The organism is Micromonospora sp. NBC_01405 (assembly GCF_045040155.1).
In the GTDB taxonomy this organism is placed as follows: domain Bacteria; phylum Actinomycetota; class Actinomycetes; order Mycobacteriales; family Micromonosporaceae; genus Micromonospora.
Genome location: NZ_CP109532.1, coordinates 1,397,835 through 1,416,560 on the forward strand (window position 1 = coordinate 1,397,835; position 18,726 = coordinate 1,416,560).

The window sequence follows — 18,726 nt, forward strand, 5'->3', positions numbered from 1 at the left end:
GACGAGCACGCGGGGGAGCTGGGCGACGAAAGGCCCGTCGCCATACGAAACGGGGCAGGTCGCATACCCCTCCCTGCCTACGTTGCCTCCTGACGGGGCATCCGTCAAATAGACCATGCTCGACCGGCCCCTTCCATGAAAACCGGCTCCCAGCTGCCCAGACACTCCCTACGCTGGGCCCATGGACGACGCGAGGCGGTATGTGTCCGAGTTCCCCGGCACCCTGCTGCCGGTCTTCTCGGACGGCACGGTGCGAACCCCCGACCTCCCCGGTTTGGCAATAACCTTCACCTGATGGGGTTTCCCGGCAGAAAGCTGCATGGCAGCATCAACGCATGCACCGTCGCCTCTTCCCCCGGGCGCTCGCGCTGGCGGCGCTGGTCGCCGTCGCGGCCACGGCCGGCGCCCCCACCGCCACCGCCGAGGCGCCCACCCCCGCGCGGACGCGGCTCACCGCGACCATCGACGCGATCCTGGCCGACTCCCGGCTCGCCGGCGCGCAGGCCGGGGTCGTCGTGGTGGACACCGCGACGGGCGAGACGCTCTACGACCGCAACGGCGGCCGTCGGCTGGTCCCGGCCTCCAACACCAAGCTGTTGACCTCGACGGCGGCGCTGGCGCTGCTCGGCCCGGGCCACCGGTTCAGCACCACGGTGAGCGCGGACGGGCGGCGGCGGGCCGGGCTGGTCTCCGGGAATCTCTACCTACGCGGCGGCGGCGATCCCACCATGCTCGCCGCCGACTACGACGAGCTGGCCACCCAGGTCGCCGCAACCGGCATCCGGGTGGTGACCGGGGACCTGGTCGCCGACGACACCCGCTACGACGACACCCGGCTCGGCTCGGACTGGACCTGGGACGACGAGCCCTACTACTACGCCGCGCAGGTCTCGGCGCTGACCGTCGCGCCGGACACGGACTACGACGCGGGCACCGCGATCGTGCACGCCGCCCCGGCCACCACGGCCGGGGGGAAGCCGGCGGTCACCATGACCCCGCCGAACGGGTACCTGCGGATCGACAACCGCGCCGAGACCGTGTCCGCCGGGGAGACCACCCTTTCCTTCGAGCGCGCGCACGGGAGCAACACCGTCGTCGTCACCGGCCAGATCGCCGTGGGCGCGGACCAGGCCAGCGAGTGGGTGACCGTCTGGGAGCCGACCGGGTACGCCGCCGACGTGTTCCGCGCCGCCCTGCGCCGGCACGGCGTCCGGGTGCTCGGCCGGACGGTGCCCGGACGGGCCACCCCGGCCGACGCCACCCCGATCGCCGGGCACGACTCGATGGCCCTGGCCGAACTGATGGTGCCGTTCCTCAAGCTGTCCAACAACGGTCACGCCGAGGTGCTGACCAAGGAGATCGGCCGCGTCCTCACCGGCTCCGGGACCTGGCCGGCCGGGCTCACCGCGATCAGCGAGTACGTCGCCGACACCGGGATGGACACCGGGACGCTGCGCCAGCGGGACGGCTCCGGGCTGTCCCGGCGGAACATGATCCCGCCGGCCCAGCTCGCCGCCCTGCTCGCCACGGTCCGCGCCGAGCCGTGGTTCGACGCCTGGTACGCCGCGCTGCCGGTCGCCGGCAACGCCGACCGTTTCGTGGGCGGCACCCTGCGCAGCCGGATGCGCGGCACCGCTGCGGCGGACAACGTGCACGCCAAGACCGGCAGCCTGACCGGCGCGTCCGGCCTCTCCGGCTACGTCACCGACGCCGACGGGCAGCTGCTGGCCTTCTCCATCGTGCTGAACAACTACCTCGCCTCGTCGGTCAAGGGGCTGGAGGACCAGATCGCGATCGTGCTGGCGTCGTACACCGACAGGGATCCGGGGGCGGCGCGGCCGGCGCCGCCTGCTGCGCCCGACACGCCGCGGACCCCCGAGGGCCGGGAGTGCTCCTGGGTGAAGCCGATCGCCTGTTGACCGACCCGGACCCCTTCCAGGTGCGGAGGAAGGGGCCCGGGTCGCAGGCCACGGGACGTGGCGGCGGGCCCGCCGGGACGGGAGGCGGGCCCGCCGCGGCACTCAGGCGCCGGGGCGGTCGGGCGGGCGGACCGTCACGGTGGGGTCGCCCCGCTCGATCAGCGCGTCGATCTCGGCGGACCGCAGACCGCGCAGCGTGAGCACCCGCCGGCCCCAGCGGTGCAGCCGGCACGGGTGCGGGCTCGCGTCGTTGCGGCAGACCGTCCCGCCCGACCAGCGCCGGGGCGCGTGCACCACCACCGCCCGCACCGCGAACTGGGCGTCCTCCCCCGTGACGTACGGCGGCAGCGGGATCTCCCGGAGCGTCTCCCCCGACTCCTCGACGCCGAGGGAAGCCGCGGGACGGACGGTACGGGTGGCGGTGCTGCTCATCGGTGAAGCCTCCACAGTGGATGGACGGACCGGGACAGCAGAAAACGTACGGCCGCTCCGCGGCGGCGCGACGGACAAACTGTCCCCCCGGGGGGGGCGTCTCCGCCCCGACCGGCCCGGCTACCGGGGACGCCGGGGCGGCTCGGAACCGGCCGGGGTCAGCCGAGCCGGAAGCCGAGCGCCCGGGCCAGCACCAGCGCCTGATCGACGTCGATCAGCGCGTCGGTCCGCTCCACCACGGTCGGGTCGAGCGCGGACAGGTCGCTGCCACGCAGGTCGGCACGGGAGAGGCGGGAGCCGTGCAGCTGGGCCCCGGACAGGTCGACGCCGGTGACCGTGGCGCCGGTCAGGTCGGCGCCGGTCAGGTCCACCTCGCGCATCCGCACGTCGGTCAGGCGCGCCCCGCGCAGGTCGGCCCCCGGCAGGGCCACGAACGACCAGTCCCCGCCGTCGATTCGCAGCGGACGCAGGTCGCACTGCTCGAAGCTGCTGCCGACCAGCTTGCAGCCGGTGAACTCGGCGTCGAAGAGGTTGCACCGTTTGAAGACGCAGCGGGTGAAGGCCGAGTCGGTGTGCCGGGAGGCGTTGAACGCCACGTTGCCGAAGGTGCAGCCGGTGAAGACGGCACCCCGGCTGACCACCTCGGTCAGGTCCACGTGGAAGAACTCGCAGCGCACGAAGTGCCGGTCGACCAGCTCCTCGCCGTACCAGTCGTCGTGGCGGAAGGTGACGTCCTCGGTCGGCTCCAACACCTGGTCAGCCTACTGGGCAAGCCTGCATCTTCCGCACAGCCCGTACCGACTTGTAGGTTCGGCGGGTGAGTGTGGCGCGCAGCACCGACCCCGACCGGCTCGGCTTCGATCCCGCCCGGCTGGCGCGGATCGACGAACACTTCGGCAGGTACGTCGACGAGGGGCGGCTCGCCGGCTGGCAGATCGTCGTCACCCGCCGGGGCGAGATCGCCCACTCCTCGACCTACGGCCTGCGGGACCGGGAGGCGGGCTCCCCGGTCGAGCCGGACACCCTCTGGCGCATCTACTCGATGACCAAGCCGATCACCTCAGTCGCGGCGATGATGCTGTGGGAGGAGGGCCGGTTCGAGCTGACCGACCCGATCAGCCGCTGGCTGCCGGAGTTCGCCGACGCCCGGGTCTACGACAGGGGCCCGGTGACCAGCCCGCACACGGTGCCGACGGTCGAGCCGATCCGGATCTGGCACCTGCTCACCCACACCGCCGGGCTGACGTACGGGTTCGCCCAGGTCTCGGTGGTCGACGGCCTGTACCGGGCCGCCGGCTTCGACCTCAGCGTGCCCGCCGGGGCCGACCTGACCGCCGCCACGCGGACGCTGGCCCGGCTGCCGCTGCTCTTCCAGCCGGGCAGCAGCTGGAACTACGGGGTCTCCACCGACGTGCTCGGCCGGCTCGTCGAGGTCGTCTCCGGCCGGCGGCTGGACCAGTTCATCGCCGACCTGATCCTGCGCCCGCTGGGCATGACCGACACCCGCTGGTGGGTCGACGAGCCGGACGCCAAGCGGCTGGCCGCCCTGTACGCCCCGAACCCGGCGACCGGCCAGATGTTCCGCGCCGACTCGATCGGCCGGGCCGCGCTGACCGAGCCGACGTGGCTGTCCGGCGGCGGCGGGCTGGTCTCGACGGCCGCCGACTACCACCGCTTCACCCAGATGCTGCTGCGCGGCGGCGAGTTGGACGGCGTACGCCTGCTCGGGCCCCGGACGGTGCGCTTCATGACCCGCAACCACCTGCCCGGCGGTCGGGACCTGGCCTCGTTCTCCCCGTCCGGGTTCGCCGAGACGGTGCTGGAGGGCGTCGGGTTCGGCCTCGGCTTCGCCGTGGTGCAGGACCCGGTCCCGGCCCGGGTGCCGAGCAGCGTCGGCGAGTACTACTGGGGCGGGATGGCCAGCACCGCATTCTGGGTGGACCCGGTGGAGGAGGTCACCGCGCTGCTGTTCACCCAGCTTCTGCCGTCGAGCACCTACCCGCTGCGAACGCAGCTCCGTCAGCTCGTCTACTCCGCCCTCGTCGACTGAGCCCGGCCGGGCCCGCCGGTCGCGGCCTCCCCGCCCGGGATCGCCGGAACGGCACCGCCGGGGCGCTCGGCTCCATAGCCTGGGGACGACGACGACGGCCGCTCGGACGGGTGCGGCGCGGGAGGCGGTCAGGCGATGAGCGACATCGTGGTGTTCGGGGCCGGCGGCACGGCGGGTTCGCGGATCACCGCCGAGGCGGTGAACCGGGGTCACCGGGTGACCGCGGCGGTGCGCCGGCCGGAGGCGGTCAGCTACCTGCCGGCCGGGGTCGACCTGGTCACCGGCGACGCCACCTCGACGCACAGCGTGCGGGAGCTGGCCCCGGGCGCGGACGCGATCGTGGTGGCGGTCGGCGGCGGGGAGCGGGCGCTGTGGCGGGACGCGGCGGAGAACCTGATCACGGTGCTGCGGGACCTGCCCAACCCGCCCCGGGTGATCCACGTCGGCGGCGGGGCGACCCTACTCAACCCGAGGGGCGTCCCGTTCCTCGAGGAGCCGGACTTCCCCGAGGAGTACCGGGACTCGGCGCTGGGCCAGGCCGACGCCTTGGCCTGGTACCGGTCCTCGGCCGAAGGGGTGACCTGGACGTACGTCTCCCCACCGCCGCTGGAGTTCCACCCCGGCGAGCGCACGGGCCACTACCGGACCGGCACGGACGAGCCGGTCACCGACGAGCGGGGCCGCGCGGTGCTGAGCTACGAGGACCTGGCCGTCGCCGTCGTGGACGAGATCGAGCACCCGCGCTTCGAGAACATGCGCTTCACCGCCGGATACTGAGCCGGCGGGTACTGAGCCGCAGGGCACTGAGCTGCGGGGGCCTAAGCCGGCGGGCACTGCTCGCGATGCCACGTGCCGTCAGTCGCTTCTACCCGTGCCCGCCGAGCGGGACCGGGCGGCGGTCCGGCCCGTGGGCTGGGCCGGCACCCGGGGACGTACGGTGGGCCGCCACGCCCGGCCGTTGGCGTAGATCACCCGGAAGCCCAGGTACGCCGCCAGGGGTGCCCAGTGGGCGGAGCCCATCCGCAGCTCGGCCGCGTTGTGCCGGTGCCCGTTGGCGAGCACGTCGAGCAGCACGGTCTCGAACGCGGCGGACTCCACCCAGTCGACCTCGCGGGTGAAGCCGCAGATCAACGCGGCGCCGGTGACGTCGAGGAAGTCGCGCAGCACGGCGTCGGACGCCCGCAGCACCGAGCAGCTGCCGAAGTAGAGCCGCCGGCCGTCGCACCGGCCGGCCATCCGCTCGGCCACGTCGGCGAGGTCGACGGAGTCCCAGTCGGTGAGGCAGAGCCGGCTCGGCTCGCCGTGCATGGCGAAGAAGCCCACCCGGTAGTCGGCGTACTGCTTGAGCAGCCAGCGGTCGAGGAAGTAGAAGAGCTCGTCCCGGGTGGCCGCGTCCTTGTGGATGAACCGGATCTTGCCGAGCCGTTCGAGCAGTTCCAGGGTCGGCAGGACCGATCCGCGCTCGTTGAGGTCGCGGTGCCACTGCCCCTCGACACAGAAGACGCCACCGCGTGCCAACAGCCACCTCCCCCAGCCCTCGGTGACGTTACCGCCGGCCACCCGCACCCCGGCAGTCACCCTCCGTCGGATCCGAATCACGTTTCCGTCACGCCGCGCCCCGCGTACCGTTTCGCCCGCTCTGCGCATCGGCGGCCTGCAATGGGGTGTACCCATTTCGCCCTCCTTTTCCCGGAGATTCCCAGGCGCGAGCCAAAGCGAGAACAATTCCGGCTATTTGCCTCCAGAAGGACGCCACGATGCGAGGGTGGAACGGACGGGACGTCCCGGTCGACGGACCCGGCTCACCCCATTCGCTCTCCTTACGGGAGGACTTCCGTGCGTGCCAAAACCTTGAAGCGGGCCGTGGTCGCGTTCGCCCTGGCGTTGCCGGGCGTCGCGATCGCCACGGTGGTGGCCGCCCCGCCGGCCCACGCCGACGGCTGCTACACCTGGAAACGCAACCTGTACCAGGGGCGCTCCGGCGACGACGTCCGCCAACTCCAGATCCGGGTCGCCGGGTGGGCCGGCACCCGGGACATCGTGGAGAACGACGGCCGGTACGGCCCGAAGACCGCCGCCGCGGTCAAGCGCTTCCAGTCGGCGTACGGGCTGAAGGCCGACGGGGTCGCCGGACCGCAGACGTACACCAAGCTGTACGCGCTCCAGGACAACGACTGCACCCCGCGTCACTTCAGCTACCAGGAGTTGGACGCCGGCTGTGGCCGGGGCGGCTGGAGCGGGGGCCCGCTGTCGGCGACGAAGACGAAGGCCAACGCGCTGCGCACCATGTGGAAGCTGGAGGCGCTGCGGCGCGACCTCGGGGACAAGCCGTTGCTCGTCACCAGCGGCTTCCGCAGCAAGGATTGCAACCAGCAGGTCGGTGGGGCGTCGGACAGCCAGCACCTCTACGGCACCGCCGCCGACCTCGTACCCCGCGACTCGTCGTTGTGCGATGCCGCCCGCGCAGCCCGCGACCACGGCTTCAGCGGCATCTACGGCCCCGGGTACCCGGACCACGGCGACCACGTCCACGTGGACTCCCGCCGGGAGAACAACAGCGACCAGACGTCGAACACGACCGTCTGGTCCGCGCCGAACTGCGGGATCGGCACCAGCGGCGACTGACCGGGGGCCGCCAGGCGGACGCCGCCGGCCCGACCGCGAGGACTGACCCGCGGCCGGGCCGGCGCGTCGGCGTGCCGGGCGGGCACGGCACCCGATCAGCCGGCTGCGGCCGGCGCGGCGCGGCGTACCCGGGCCGCAGCGCGGGGCCGCGCCGGGCGGGGAACGCCGCTAGTCTGGGTCGGCTTCGGGCGACGGGGGGCGGCGGTGTTCGGTCGGGACCTGGACGACGCCGAGCGGTGGGTGGCCGACTGGTCGGCCTCGATCTCCGAGCGCGCCGAACGGGCGCAGCGGCTCGCCGCGCGTGTCGCCGGGCTCACCGGCAGCGCCGAGGCCGCCGGCGGGCTGGTCGAGGCACGGGTCGACAGCTCCGGCGGCCTGGTCGCGCTGCACCTCGACGACCGGCTCACCGGCTGGCCGGCGGCCCGGCTCGAACGCGGATCATGACCGCGCTGCGCCGGGCCCAGGCCGCCCTGACCGGCCGGGTCGCCGAAGCGGTCGCCGACACCGTCGGCGCCGACACCGAGACCGGCCGGGCCGTCCTCGACGGGTACGACCGCCGCTTCCCCGCCCCACCGCCCGACGACCCTCCCGGCCGGCGGCGTCCCGGGGTCGCGCCGTGACCGGTGACCGCGCCCCGGCCGGCGGTACGGGCGGTCCGCCGGCCCTGGAGGTCACCCCCGAAGCGCTGACCGCGCACGCGGCCGGCCTTGACCGGATCAGCGCGACGGTCCGGCAGGCGATCGGCGCGGCCGGTGGCATCCGGCTCGGTGGCCACGCGTACGGGCGGCTGTGCGCGGCCTTCCCGGCGATGCTGGAGCCGCTGCACGACCTGGCCGAGCGGGTGCTCCGCGAGTCGCACGACGCGCTGGACGAGACCGCCCACGGGGTACGCGCGGCGGCGTCCCGGTACCGGGACGGCGACCAACGCGCCGCCGAACGCCTCGGCCCGCCCCGGTGACCGTGCCCCCGGCCCGGCCTGTCGTTCCACCCGCCGGGGCCGCCGTCCGGGCCCGCCGCCCGACGGTGGGGCGGCCCGGATGAGCGCGCCGAATCCGCTGGTCGCCGGGCGGGTGGACAGCACCACCGGCTGGTCGGGCATCGGCCTGGCCGAGGACGTCGACCTGCTCGTCGAGGCGTTCCGCAGCGGCTCCTGGATCGACGGGACGATCGGCGGCTTCGCCGCCGGCCTGGACACCCTCGCCGTCGTCGTCGACCCGCTGGGTCAGCTCGTCTCCTGGGGCGTGGCCTGGCTCATCGAGCACCTCAAGCCGCTCTCCGACGCGCTCGACTGGCTGGCCGGCGACCCCGACCAACTCACCGCGTACGCCGCCACCTGGTCCAACGTCGCGACGGCGCTGCGCTCCTCGGCAGTCGACCTGGACGCGGCCGTCGCCACGGAACTGACCGGCTGGTGGGGCGAGGCCGGCACGGCGTACCGGACCCACGCCGGGCGGCACCGCGAGGCGCTGTCCACCATGGGTGCCGGCGCCGAGGCGATGGCCATCATCACCACCGGGACCGGGCTGGTGGTCGCCCTGGTCCGGGAGCTCGTCCGGGACCTGATCGCCGACTTCGTCTCGGTGCTCGCCGTACGGCTGTGGGAGTGGCTCGCCATCACCGGCGGCACGCTCGGCGTGGGAACGCCCTGGGTGGTCGCGCAGGTGTCCACGCTGGCCGCGAGGTGGGCCGCGAAGATCGCCCGGCTGCTCACGGGGCTGATCGGCAGCCTCCGCCGGGTCGCCCCGATCCTGCGCCGGCTGGACGGCGTCCTGGAACGGCTGGAAGCCCAACTCCGCCGCCTCGCCCGCCATGACCCCACCACCACCCCGCCGCCGCCGCGCCCCACGAACCTCCACTCAAGCAACAGCGCACGCAGCAATTGGGACGTCCTTGAGAACGGCCCGGGCACCCCTCGCACCACCGAGAATGTCCACGTAGTGGCCGAGAGGCTGGGCATCGATCTCAACGGCATTGCCATCCATCTCGTTGAAGAGCCTGATGAGGTGCGATACCTCGACTCGATGGACGCGTGCGCCTACACACCCAGCGAACTCGAAGGCCGCGAGATCCGGATGGGCCCCGCCAGCTTCGCTGACGAAGAGACGCTGGCAGCTACCATCGCCCACGAGTACTGCCACGTCCGGCAACTGCACGCAGGGGACCACTTCCGCCGCACGTGGAGAGAGCTCGAAGACGAGGCGTACGCAGTCGAGCCCGATGCGTTGGAGCGATTCCGAGGTAACAGATGAGGCGGCTCAGGTTTCGGGTCGACGAGGTTTTCGACCTTCCCGTCCGATCGGGTCTCGTCGCCTGCGGGACACTCCTCGGCGGCGAGGAGCTGATCGGAATTCCGGCCTTCGTCGACGAGGTGACCGGGCGGCCGGTCCATGTTCTCGGCGTCGACTTCCCGACGCCAAGAACCCGCCGCACCGGGCAGTACCTTCTCGTCGTGTCGCGCGAAGACTCCGAACTCGTCACTGCCGGGCGAACCTGGGTATCCCCCAGGGCCTCGGCAAAGCCGTGAGGGTCTCCGGCGTGGTAGGTCCCAGGGGATACGCGCGCTACCGAGCCCCTGCCGAGTCGGTCTTTGCCGGGCCGACGCCGTCGACGAGCCGGTCGAGGATGGCGTGCGCGGCCGGGGTGCGCGCCGCCGGGTCAGTCCACCCTCTGTCGGCTCCTTTGGAGCTGCCCCGTTTACGCTCCCGCTCCATCGGTAGCACAAACGGGGCAGCTCCAAAGGAGCCGACAGACAGGTCCCCGACCGGATGCGGGAGGCAATCGTCCGGCCGCCACCCGACTGCCCGATGCAGGGGGCGGCATGGGACGGCGCCGCGGCGACCTTCCGGGGCATTCGCGGGAGCGGAAACAGAGACAGTGCAGGACCGGCAGAACCGTGACCGAGGCCCTGGCCAGGATCTCGGATCAAGGGACGGCCCACGAGGAAACACGCGGGGCGTAGGGAGCTGCGGCGGTGGCCGGGTCAGGCGAGGCCGGCGTCGTGGACCAGGATGGCGACCTGGACGCGGTTGTTCAGGTCCAGCTTGGTGAGCAGGCGCGATACGTACGCCTTGACCGTGGCCACGCTCATGAACAGCTCGACGGAGATCTCGGCGTTGGTCCGGCCCTGACCCAGCGCCACCGCGACCTCCCGTTCCCGCTCGCTGAGCCCGGCCAGCATCCGTAGGGCCCGTTCGCGGCGGGGGTCGACGCCGACCGGCCCGGACGCGGTGACGTGCCGGATCAGTTGCCGGGTGACCGTCGGTGAGAGGGTGGCCTCCCCGGCTGCGACCCGGCACACCGCCCGGACGATCTCGGCGGGCGGAGTGTCCTTGAGCAGGAACCCGGCCGCCCCGGCGCGTAGCGCCCGCAGCACCTGGTCGTCGGCGTCGAAGGTGGTCAGGACGAGGACCTCGGGCGGACGGGGCTGGGCGCGCAGCGCCTCGGTGGCGGCGAGCCCGTCCACCCGGGGCATCCGGATGTCCATCAGCACCACGTCGGGCGCGCAGGCGGCGACGGCGGCCGGCACCTGGTCGCCGTCGGCGGCCTCGCCGACCACCCGCAGGTCGGGCACGCCGCCGAGGATCATCGACAGGCCGGCCCGGACCAGGGCGTCGTCGTCGACGATCAGCACCCGCACGGGGTCCGGACGAGCCGGCCCGGCATCCGTGTCGTGTTCCCGCCCGGTCATGCCGGCCAGGGTAGCCAGGCGGCCAGCCGGAAGTCGCCGGACCCGTCCCGCCCGTGCTCCAGGCGCCCGCCGGCAAGGCTGACCCGTTCGGCGACGCCGACCAGGCCGGTGCCGGTGCCGGGGATGGCGGGCTGCGACTCGGCCCCCACCGGCCAGCGGTTGCGGACGTCGACGGTCAGCCCCTCGCCGGGTGCCCCGGAGAGCCGGACGGTGACGGCCGCGCCGGGCGCGTGCTTGCGGGCGTTGGTCAGCCCCTCCTGGACGATCCGGTACGCGCCGCGACCGAGCGCGGCGGGCGCGGTCCCGGCCGCCTCGACGGTGTCGACCACCTCCACCCGCATGCCGGCGGCCCGGGACTCCGCGACCAGCGTGGGAACGTCGGCCAGGGTGGGCTGCGGACGTTCCACCGCGGCCGGCTGCGGCGCCGACCGGGCCGCCGGGGTGGGGGCGGGTCCGGGGCGGGCCGACCCGGTCGGCACCTGGCCCGAGTACGCCGGGCCGGGTGGGGGCGGGTCGTCGGCGCGGAGGACGCCGATGACCTCGCGCAGGTCCTGGAGGGCGGCGTGGGCGCTCTCCCGGATCACGCCGGCCGCCCGGGCGACCTCCTGCGGCGGCGCGTCCGGCCGGAACTCCAGCGCGCCTGCGTGCAGGCTGAGCAGCGAGATCCGGTGCGCCAGCACGTCGTGCATCTCCCGGGCGATCCGGGTGCGCTCCAGCTGCCGGGCCTGTGCCACCCGGAGCTGCTGCTCCGCCTCGGCCCGCTCGGCCCGGTCGCGCAGGGACAGGATGAGCTGCCGCCGGGCCCGGACGAACATCCCCCAGGCGAGCACCGAGCCGGTGAAGACGGCCGCCCAGGCCAGCTCGCCCCGGAATCCGATCGCCGGGTCGGGGCGGAGCAACGCGTAGCTGACGCTGGCCAGCGCGCTGCCGCCGAACACCAGCGCGGCCTGCGCCAGCGGTCGGTGCACCACGACCGTGAACATGATGACCACGAGGGCCACCGCGGCGGTCGCCGAGAACAGCCCGAGCGGCAGGGTGGCCACCGCCAGGCCGAGGGGCCAGCGGCGGCGGAGCCACAGCGCCGCGCAGGCCAGCAGCCCGAGCACCGTGTCGAGGCCCTGCAACCACTCGTACGGCAGCCGCCCGGCCAGCTCCGGAACGGGCTGGCCGGCGTCCCAGGCGGCGGCGACGGCCCAGCCGAGGGCGAACAGGAAGAGGTGGGCGTCCACCAGCCAGTCGCGGGTGGTCCGTCGGGGTCGCGCCCCGGACGACGCCACGTCGGCGAGGGCACCCGGCAGCAGCCAGGGATGATCCGGTACGACGGCGCTGGTCACCACCCCATGCTAGGAAGGCCGCGGCCCCGCCGACAGCTACCAAAGTCGACGCCGGCCGTGGCCGGAGGTCGCTGTGGTTCTCGACCGGTGACCGCAGCGCCCGGCCGGGTGGCGCGGGCAGGCTCGACCCATGATCGAAGTTGAGCACCTGACCAAGCGGTACGGCGGTCGCGCCGCCGTCGACGACGTCAGCTTCACCTGCGCGCCGGGCAGCGTCACCGGCTTCCTCGGCCCGAACGGGGCCGGCAAGTCCACCACGATGCGGATGATCTGCGGGCTGGCCCCGCCGAGCGCGGGCACCGCCACCGTCTGCGGAGTGCCGTACCGACGGCTCGCGAACCCGGGCCGGGTGGTCGGGGTGCTGCTGGACGCCTCGGCGCAGCACTCCGGGCGGACCGGGCGGGAGGTGCTGACGCTGGCCGCCGCCACGATGGGCGTGCCCCGGCGGGAGGTCGACGTGAAGCTCGACCATGTCGGGCTGGGCGCGGGTGCCGCGCGGCGGCGCGTCGGGGCGTACTCGTTGGGGATGCGGCAGCGGCTCGGCCTGGCGCACGCGCTGCTGGGCGACCCCCGGGTGCTGATCCTGGACGAGCCGGCGAACGGCCTGGACCCGGAGGGCATCTTCTGGATGCGCGGCCTGCTGCGCGACTTCGCCGACCGGGGCGGCACCGTGCTGCTCTCCTCCCACCTGCTGAGGGAGGTGGAGGCGGTGGCCGACCAGCTGGTGGTGATCGGGGGTGGTCGGGTGGTCGCCTCCGGCGGCACGGACGAGCTGCTGGCCGACGCCGGCACGCTGGTCCGGGCCCGCGACGGGGAGGCCCTGAGGCGGGCGCTGGCCCACGCCGGCCTCGCCGCGACAATCGCCGCCGGCCCGGCCGCGTCGCCCGGCGGCGGCCTGTTGGTCCAGGCCGAACCCGGCGTGGTCGGGCAGGCAGCGGCGGACGCGGGGGTCGTCCTCACCGAGCTGCGCCCGGCCGGCGGCGGTGGCCTGGAACAGCTCTTCCTCACCCTCACCGGCGGCACGTCGACGAAGGAGACCACCACATGAGCGCGAGCACCGCCCCCACCGCACCCGCCGTCGCCCCGCCGGCTCACCCGGGGGTACGCGGACCGTCGCTGCCCCGGCTGACCGCCGTCGAGCTGCGCAAGCTCGTCGACACCCGGGCCGGGCGGTGGCTGCTGGCCAGCATCGGCCTGATCTCCGTCGCGATCGTCGTGGTGCAGCTGTGGGTGCTGGCCGACGATGAACAGACGTTCACCGCGTTCTTCGTCCCGCAGCTGCTCCCCGCCGGCCTGCTCCTGCCGGTGCTGGGCATCCTGTCGATCACCGGGGAGTGGTCCCAGCGCACCGCGCTGACCACGTACGCGCTGGTGCCCCGCCGGGAGCGGGTGATCGTCGCGAAGCTCGCCGCGGTGGTGCTGGCCGCGCTGGCGTCGGTGCTGGTCACCCTGGCCGTCGCCGCGCTCGGCACGCTGGTCGCGAAGGCGACGGGCGGGTCGGGCGACTGGTCGTTCGAGGCCGCCCGGCTGTTGCACGCGGTGGTCCTACAGGTGCTGGGGGTGCTGATGGGTGCGGCATTCGGCCTGCTGCTGCTGAACACCCCGCTGGCGGTGGTCACCTACCTGCTGCTGCCGACGGTCTGGGCGGTGCTGGCCGGCATGGTCGCGGCGCTACGGGAGCCGGCCCGCTGGCTGGACACCAGCGTCACCATGGAGCCGCTCTTCGGCCCGGAGGTGACGGCCGGCCAGTGGGGGCGGATGGCCGTGTCGGTGCTGGCCTGGACGGTGCTGCCGCTGGCGGCCGGGCTGGCCCGCACGCTGCGCCGGGAGGTGTCCTGACCGTGGCAATCGGGGACGCGCCGACGCGGGTCGACGGCGGAACGGGCGAGCTGGCGGTCATGTGGGGCGGCTTCCCGCTGGTCGGGGCCGGTGCCGGCTGGCTACTCGCCGCCGTCGCCGGCCCGGTCGCCGGCCTGCCGTGGGTGCCCGTTCCGGGCTGGTTCGAGGCGCTGGCCGGGCTGCCCCAGCCCTGGGCCACGGCCGGGGCGCTGACGCTCGGCGCGCTGGCCGGGCTCGTCGTCGCCGGGATCGGCACCCGGGAGCGGCTGCGGGTCGAGGTGACCGCGGACCGGGTCCGGCTGCGCCGCGACGGGCAGGACCGGGAGTTTTCCCGCCGGGCCGTGCGGGTGGTGTTCGTCGACCGGCGGGACCTGGTGCTGCTGGGCGACGGGGAGGAGGAACTGGCCCGGGAGCACGGCGACGTGAGCGCCGGGCGGCTGGCCGCCGCGTTCCGGGGGCACGGCTGGCCCTGGGCGGACGCGGACCCGCACCGGGACGCGTACCGGCGGTGGGTGGACGGGCTGCCGGGGCTGCCGGCGGGGGCGGACGCCCTGCTGCGGGCGCGGCAGCGGGCGGTGGATCGGGGCCGGCGCGGGGACGCCGACGACCTGCGGCGGGAGTTGGCCCGGATCGGGGTGGTGGTGCGGGACGAGGAGAAGCGGCAGTACTGGCGGCTGACCCGCCGGGCGGCCCCGGGGTGAGGCTACCGGCGCTCGGCGTTGGCCGACCGGCGCTGGGGGCGGCCCACCGAGGCCAGCAGCTCGTCCAGCGCGTCGACCTCGGCCCAGCCGTTGACCGAGACCCGGCCGGTGGCGTCGACGGTCACCTCGACCCGGTCCGGCGTGCGGGGCAGCTCGTCGAGAAGCCCCGGGAAGCGGTCGTTGAGCAGCGCGAACTCCTGGTTGGTGGAGCCCACCCAGGGCCGGTCGGTGTCGACCAGGTCGGCCCGGAACGGCCCGGCGACCAGCAGGTCGGTCTCGGCCAGCAGGGCTGCCACGTCCTCGCGTCCGCTGTCGACGGCGCGGCGCAGGCCGTCGCGGGTGTAGCCGGTGAAGGTCATCACCGACCGGCCGGCCCGGCGCACCCCGGCGGCCACCTCGGCCAGCGCGCCGGCCTGGTCGAACGGCTCTCCGCCGAGCAGGGTCACCCCCTCGGTGCCGGCGGCGAGGACCCGCTCGACCAGTTCGGCCGGCGCGACGAGTTCCCCGCCCCGGAACGTCCAGAGCTGGGGGTTGAAGCAGCCCGGGCAGCGGATCGCGCAGCCCTGCACCCACAGCGCGGTCCGCTCGCCGGGCCCCTCGGCCCGGGTCGACGCGAGGAACCGGGCCAGCGCCACCAGTTCCGGCCCGGCGGCGGAGCGCCGCACCGGGCCGGTCTCAGAAATCGAGTACGCGTCCACCGGACGTCCCCGGGTGGGCGGGCGGGCCGACGGGCGGCCCGCAGACCAGCAGGTCGCGCAGGCGGGCGTACTCGTGCGGGGCCAGCTCGGCGGCGGCGGCGAACTCGGCGACGCTGCCGAACCCCCGGCGGGCCTCCCGGGCGGCGAGCACCCGCCCGGCGCGGGCGGCGTCGAAGCCGGGGAGCGCGGCGAGCTGCTCCGCCCCGGCGGCGTTGACGTCCACCGGGGACGGCGCGGCGTCCGGCGGCGGGCTGGTGGGCGGGCCGAAGACCGGCGTGCCGAAGCTCAGCGGCGCGGCGGTCGGGTCGGCCATGGGCAGCGGCGGGCCGGCGGTCGGGTCGCCCGGGACCTTGGTCGCGGCCGGGCCGGCGGCCCAGTACCCGCCCGGCTGCCCGACGACGGGCGGGCCGGAGACGGGGCTGCCGAACCCGACGCCCACCGGCGGGCCGGGCGGCGGGGCGAGGACCCCGGGCGGGTACGCGGACCCGGGCCAGCCCGGCGCGGGCCGGGCGTACCCGGGCCGGTGGCCAGCCCGCCACTCCAACCAGTACACGTTGACCACGAGGGCCTGCATGACGCTGACGACCCAGGCCGCGAACCACAGGCCTAAGCACCAGTCGCTGGCGGCGCTGTCCTTCCCGGCGGCGCCAGACCCGATGAGGCCGCCCCAGCCGGCGAGCAGGTAGACGATGCCGGAGATCCACCACGCCGCGCGCCGGGCCCGGATGCCGACGTAGAGGAAGCCGATCCCGCCGAAGCAGCTGAACCCGAGGATCGGCAACAGCACCCACGAGCTGTGCAGCAGCCGCCACCAGACGCTGACCCTGGGCGAGCGCACCGGCGGCGCGCCGGCCCAGGTGGGCGAACCGGCCGGCGGCGGGTACCCCTTCGGGCCGGCAGCGGGCGGGAGCGGATACCCGGGCGGGCCGGGCGGCGGCGGGTACGCCGGCGGGCCGGGCGGCGGCGGGTACGCCGGCGGGCCCGACGCGGGCGGCCAGCCCGGCGGCCAACCGTCAGGCGCGGTCGACATCGTGCTGCTCGTCGGCGACGACGGCGGCCACCCGGTCGCGGTCGGCCGTGTACGCGCTGCGCACCGTCCGCGCGTCGAGCAGGTCCTCCAGCACGGCCACGTAGTCGAGGCAGCTCTCGCCGAGCAGGCCCTGGGTCTCGGCGCTGACCGAGCCGTCCGGGTTGACGGTGACGACGACGCGGGGCTGGCCGGTCACCGGTCCCGCTCCTGCACGGCGAAGACCAGCCGGACCGAGGCGTCCTCGGTGACCTGCTCCGATTCCAGTCGCAGCCCGGCGGCCGGGGCCTGGGCCCGCAGCCTTTCCAGCACCGCGCCCTGCACCTGCCGCCCGTACGCGGCGTCGACCGACCGGACGATCTCCACCGCCCGCGCCTCGTCGACCTTGCCGCTGAGGTGCGCGGTCCAGATGCCGTCCGGGCCGCGGCGGAAGTCGGCCCGTACCCCGGCCCAGTCGGCGGTGATCTCGTCGGTGGCGGCGGTCACCGCCGCGCCGGTGTCCCGCAGCGCGGCGGCGAGCAGCGTCTCGTCACGCATCCGGGTCTGCACCTGGCAGACCATCCGGCCGTCGCCGTCGCGGTCGGCGGTGGCGGCGTGCGCGGCGGCCACGGCGGCCACCGCCAGGGGTACGAGTATCAGCGAGATGCTCACCGGCGCTCTCCTGTCGTCGTCGTGGTGATGGGGGCGGGGACCGGCATCAGAACTCCACCGCCCGGCCCCCGTGCCCGCCGCCCGGCAGCCCCGGGCCACCCGACGGACGCGGGTCGAGGTCCCAGTCCTCGGCGGCGGTCGCGGCGACCGCCCGGTGTTCCGCCCAGTTCCGTACGGCGGTGATCCGCTCGGCCTGGGTGACACTCAACGGAACCATGTTGACGAGTGCGCGCAACAGGTCGTCGCGGCGCAGCGGCCGGCGCTCCGCGTACGCGTCGACGAGCCCGGCGACGACCGCCTGCTCGATCTCCGCGCCGGAGTAGCCGTCGCTGAGCCCGGACAGCTCGGCCAGCAGTCCCGAGTCGACGGTCAGCTCCCCGGCCACGGCCGGGTGCCGCAGCCGGCGGGCGACGTGCAGGCTCCAGATCGAGGCGCGTTCGGCCCGGGTCGGCAGGTCGACGAAGAAGATCTCGTCGAAGCGTCCCTTGCGCAGCAGCTCCGGCGGGAGGGCGGCGAAGTCGTTGGCGGTGGCGATGACGAAGACCGGACGGGTCTTCTCCTGCATCCAGGTCAGGAACGAGCCGAAGACCCGGGCGGAGGTGCCCGAGTCGCCGCCCGCGCCGCCGGCGAAGCCCTTCTCGATCTCGTCCAGCCAGAGCACGCAGGGCGCGGTCGCCTCGGCGACCCGGATCGCCTCGCGCATGTTCTGCTCGCTGGAGCCGACCAGCCCGGCGAAGACCTTGCCGATGTCCAGCCGCAGCAGCGGCAGCCCCCAGGCTGCGGCGACCGCCTTCGCGGTCAGCGACTTTCCGCAGCCGGGGACGCCGGTGATCAGGACGCCGCGTGGGGCCGGCAGCCCGTACCCGGCGGCCTCGGCGAGCCAGGAGCCGTCCCGCTTGGCCAGCCAGCGCTTGAGGTTCTCCAGGCCGCCGACGTCGGCGAGCGGCACCGGGGCGTCGAGGAACTCCAGCAGCCCGCTGCGCCGGACGGCCTGCCGCTTCTCCTCGTGCACGAGCCGCAGGTCGCGGGCGTCGAGCACGCCGTCGTCCACCATGGCGCGGGCGAACGCGTTCTCCGCCTCGTGCAGGGTCAGCCCGAGGGCCGCCTTGGCCAGCCGTTCCCGGCCCCGCTCGTCCAGGTCGATGCGGATGCGCCCGCCCGCCGCGTTGGCGGCGATGATCCCCTCCAGCACCGTGCGGATCTCCGGCTCGGTGGGCAGCGGGAAGTCGACCACCGTGACGTCCTTGGTCAGCTCGACCGGGAGGTCCGGCACCGGGGACAACAGCACCAGGGTGCGTGGCACGGGGCCGCTGCGGTAGGCGACGGCCAGCTCGCGCAGCCGGCGCACCACCCCGGGGTCGGCCGGGCGGCCACCGGCGCCGAGCGCGGGGTGCAGGTCGGCGAGGACGACCAGGGCCGGCTCGTCGATCCGCCAGGCCGCGTCGAGGGCTGCCACCGGGTCGGCCGTCCCCTGCCGCCGGTTGCCGTCGGGCGGGATCAGGCCGCGGGTGGCCGACCAGGTCCACACCCCGCGCGGAGTGCGTACCCGGGCGGCGTCGTGGGCGACCGCGGCGATCTCGGCGAGCGCCCGTTGCTCCTCGTACGAGCAGATTTGGAGCACCGGCACGCGGGCCTTGAGCAACTGGGACAGGGCGTCGCGGAAGGCCGTCGCCATCGCCGATCCTCCCCGAAGCGTCGCCGGACCGCGCAGACTCTAGCACCGGAGAGATCGACGGGCGGCGGGTGCCGCCGGCGGCACGAC

Annotated in this window: 22 protein-coding genes; 12 read left to right on the forward strand and 10 right to left on the reverse strand. The window is 74.8% G+C overall.

Annotated features, from left to right (window positions below; translation table 11 throughout):
- The first annotated feature begins 335 nt into the window (after positions 1-335).
- Positions 336-1,919, forward strand: coding sequence for a D-alanyl-D-alanine carboxypeptidase/D-alanyl-D-alanine-endopeptidase (gene dacB, locus OG559_RS05415; protein ID WP_405113061.1), 1,584 nt, complete (start codon positions 336-338; stop codon positions 1,917-1,919).
- A gap of 102 nt (positions 1,920-2,021) precedes the next feature.
- Here dacB and OG559_RS05420 read toward each other — a convergent pair whose 3' ends face one another.
- Both OG559_RS05420 and OG559_RS05425 read right to left on the reverse strand, forming a co-directional pair.
- Complete coding sequence (locus tag OG559_RS05420; RefSeq protein WP_405113063.1) at positions 2,022-2,351, reverse strand: hypothetical protein; 330 nt, start codon at positions 2,349-2,351, stop codon at positions 2,022-2,024.
- A 158-nt stretch (positions 2,352-2,509) separates the two neighbouring features.
- Positions 2,510-3,103 (reverse strand): pentapeptide repeat-containing protein, encoded by a 594-nt coding sequence (locus OG559_RS05425; RefSeq protein WP_405113065.1) that lies wholly within the window; start codon positions 3,101-3,103, stop codon positions 2,510-2,512.
- Between the two features lie 65 nt (positions 3,104-3,168).
- On the opposite strand from OG559_RS05425, the gene OG559_RS05430 reads away from it, so the two are divergent.
- Both OG559_RS05430 and OG559_RS05435 read left to right on the forward strand, forming a co-directional pair.
- Complete coding sequence (locus tag OG559_RS05430) at positions 3,169-4,401, forward strand: serine hydrolase domain-containing protein (RefSeq protein ID WP_405113067.1); 1,233 nt, start codon at positions 3,169-3,171, stop codon at positions 4,399-4,401.
- Between the two features lie 135 nt (positions 4,402-4,536).
- Positions 4,537-5,178, forward strand: coding sequence for an NAD(P)-dependent oxidoreductase (locus OG559_RS05435; RefSeq protein WP_405113069.1), 642 nt, complete (start codon positions 4,537-4,539; stop codon positions 5,176-5,178).
- A 78-nt stretch (positions 5,179-5,256) separates the two neighbouring features.
- On the opposite strand, the gene OG559_RS05440 is transcribed toward OG559_RS05435, so the two are convergent.
- Positions 5,257-5,919 carry a DUF6642 family protein gene (locus OG559_RS05440; protein ID WP_405116398.1) on the reverse strand — a complete coding sequence of 221 codons (663 nt, stop codon included), beginning with the start codon at positions 5,917-5,919 and terminating at the stop codon, positions 5,257-5,259.
- 318 nt (positions 5,920-6,237) lie between these two features.
- Between OG559_RS05440 and OG559_RS05445 the strand changes: the two genes are divergently transcribed.
- The 6 genes from OG559_RS05445 to OG559_RS05470 all read left to right on the forward strand — a co-directional run bounded on the left by OG559_RS05445 (position 6,238) and on the right by OG559_RS05470 (position 9,550).
- Positions 6,238-7,026 (forward strand): D-Ala-D-Ala carboxypeptidase family metallohydrolase, encoded by a 789-nt coding sequence (locus OG559_RS05445; RefSeq protein WP_405113071.1) that lies wholly within the window; start codon positions 6,238-6,240, stop codon positions 7,024-7,026.
- A 204-nt stretch (positions 7,027-7,230) separates the two neighbouring features.
- Positions 7,231-7,470, forward strand: coding sequence for a hypothetical protein (locus OG559_RS05450; RefSeq protein WP_405113073.1), 240 nt, complete (start codon positions 7,231-7,233; stop codon positions 7,468-7,470).
- Positions 7,467-7,646, forward strand: a complete 180-nt coding sequence (locus OG559_RS05455) for a hypothetical protein (protein ID WP_405113075.1) — start codon at positions 7,467-7,469, stop codon at positions 7,644-7,646. The genes OG559_RS05450 and OG559_RS05455 overlap by 4 nt, the downstream gene beginning before the upstream one ends.
- Positions 7,643-7,984 carry a type VII secretion target gene (locus OG559_RS05460; protein WP_405113077.1) on the forward strand — a complete coding sequence of 114 codons (342 nt, stop codon included), beginning with the start codon at positions 7,643-7,645 and terminating at the stop codon, positions 7,982-7,984. The genes OG559_RS05455 and OG559_RS05460 overlap by 4 nt, the downstream gene beginning before the upstream one ends.
- 79 nt (positions 7,985-8,063) lie before the next feature.
- Entirely contained in the window at positions 8,064-9,275 is a 1,212-nt protein-coding gene (locus tag OG559_RS05465; protein WP_405113079.1) for a hypothetical protein, read from the forward strand.
- Positions 9,272-9,550, forward strand: coding sequence for a hypothetical protein (locus tag OG559_RS05470; RefSeq protein ID WP_405113081.1), 279 nt, complete (start codon positions 9,272-9,274; stop codon positions 9,548-9,550). Before OG559_RS05465 ends, OG559_RS05470 begins: the two co-directional genes overlap by 4 nt.
- Positions 9,551-10,006: 456 nt before the next feature.
- Here OG559_RS05470 and OG559_RS05475 read toward each other — a convergent pair whose 3' ends face one another.
- Positions 10,007-10,714: a response regulator gene (locus OG559_RS05475; protein ID WP_405113083.1), complete on the reverse strand. Its 708-nt coding sequence runs from the start codon at positions 10,712-10,714 to the stop codon at positions 10,007-10,009.
- Positions 10,711-12,048, reverse strand: a complete 1,338-nt coding sequence (locus OG559_RS05480; protein ID WP_405113085.1) for a sensor histidine kinase — start codon at positions 12,046-12,048, stop codon at positions 10,711-10,713. The genes OG559_RS05475 and OG559_RS05480 overlap by 4 nt, the downstream gene beginning before the upstream one ends.
- Positions 12,049-12,178: 130 nt before the next feature.
- On the opposite strand from OG559_RS05480, the gene OG559_RS05485 reads away from it, so the two are divergent.
- Genes OG559_RS05485 through OG559_RS05495 form a run of 3 tightly spaced genes read left to right on the forward strand, consistent with a single transcriptional unit; the run spans position 12,179 to position 14,588 of the window.
- Positions 12,179-13,096, forward strand: a complete 918-nt coding sequence (locus OG559_RS05485; RefSeq protein WP_405113087.1) for an ABC transporter ATP-binding protein — start codon at positions 12,179-12,181, stop codon at positions 13,094-13,096.
- Positions 13,093-13,887 carry an ABC transporter permease gene (locus OG559_RS05490; RefSeq protein ID WP_405113089.1) on the forward strand — a complete coding sequence of 265 codons (795 nt, stop codon included), beginning with the start codon at positions 13,093-13,095 and terminating at the stop codon, positions 13,885-13,887. The genes OG559_RS05485 and OG559_RS05490 overlap by 4 nt, the downstream gene beginning before the upstream one ends.
- Before the next feature lie 2 nt (positions 13,888-13,889).
- The gene (locus OG559_RS05495) at positions 13,890-14,588 is read left to right on the forward strand and encodes a hypothetical protein (protein ID WP_405113091.1); all 699 of its coding nucleotides are present in this window, start codon (positions 13,890-13,892) and stop codon (positions 14,586-14,588) included.
- A gap of 2 nt (positions 14,589-14,590) precedes the next feature.
- Here the strand turns inward: OG559_RS05495 and OG559_RS05500 are convergent, their stop codons facing one another.
- Genes OG559_RS05500 through OG559_RS05520 form a run of 5 tightly spaced genes read right to left on the reverse strand, consistent with a single transcriptional unit; the run spans position 14,591 to position 18,639 of the window.
- Complete coding sequence (locus OG559_RS05500; protein WP_405113093.1) at positions 14,591-15,286, reverse strand: 4Fe-4S single cluster domain-containing protein; 696 nt, start codon at positions 15,284-15,286, stop codon at positions 14,591-14,593.
- Complete coding sequence (locus OG559_RS05505) at positions 15,264-16,316, reverse strand: ComEA family DNA-binding protein (protein WP_405113095.1); 1,053 nt, start codon at positions 16,314-16,316, stop codon at positions 15,264-15,266. Before OG559_RS05505 ends, OG559_RS05500 begins: the two co-directional genes overlap by 23 nt.
- Positions 16,300-16,512: a DUF2997 domain-containing protein gene (locus OG559_RS05510; RefSeq protein WP_405113097.1), complete on the reverse strand. Its 213-nt coding sequence runs from the start codon at positions 16,510-16,512 to the stop codon at positions 16,300-16,302. Before OG559_RS05510 ends, OG559_RS05505 begins: the two co-directional genes overlap by 17 nt.
- Positions 16,509-16,964 (reverse strand): hypothetical protein, encoded by a 456-nt coding sequence (locus OG559_RS05515; RefSeq protein ID WP_405113099.1) that lies wholly within the window; start codon positions 16,962-16,964, stop codon positions 16,509-16,511. The genes OG559_RS05510 and OG559_RS05515 overlap by 4 nt, the downstream gene beginning before the upstream one ends.
- A gap of 46 nt (positions 16,965-17,010) precedes the next feature.
- Positions 17,011-18,639, reverse strand: a complete 1,629-nt coding sequence (locus OG559_RS05520) for an AAA family ATPase (RefSeq protein WP_405113101.1) — start codon at positions 18,637-18,639, stop codon at positions 17,011-17,013.
- Between the last annotated feature and the right edge of the window lie 87 nt (positions 18,640-18,726).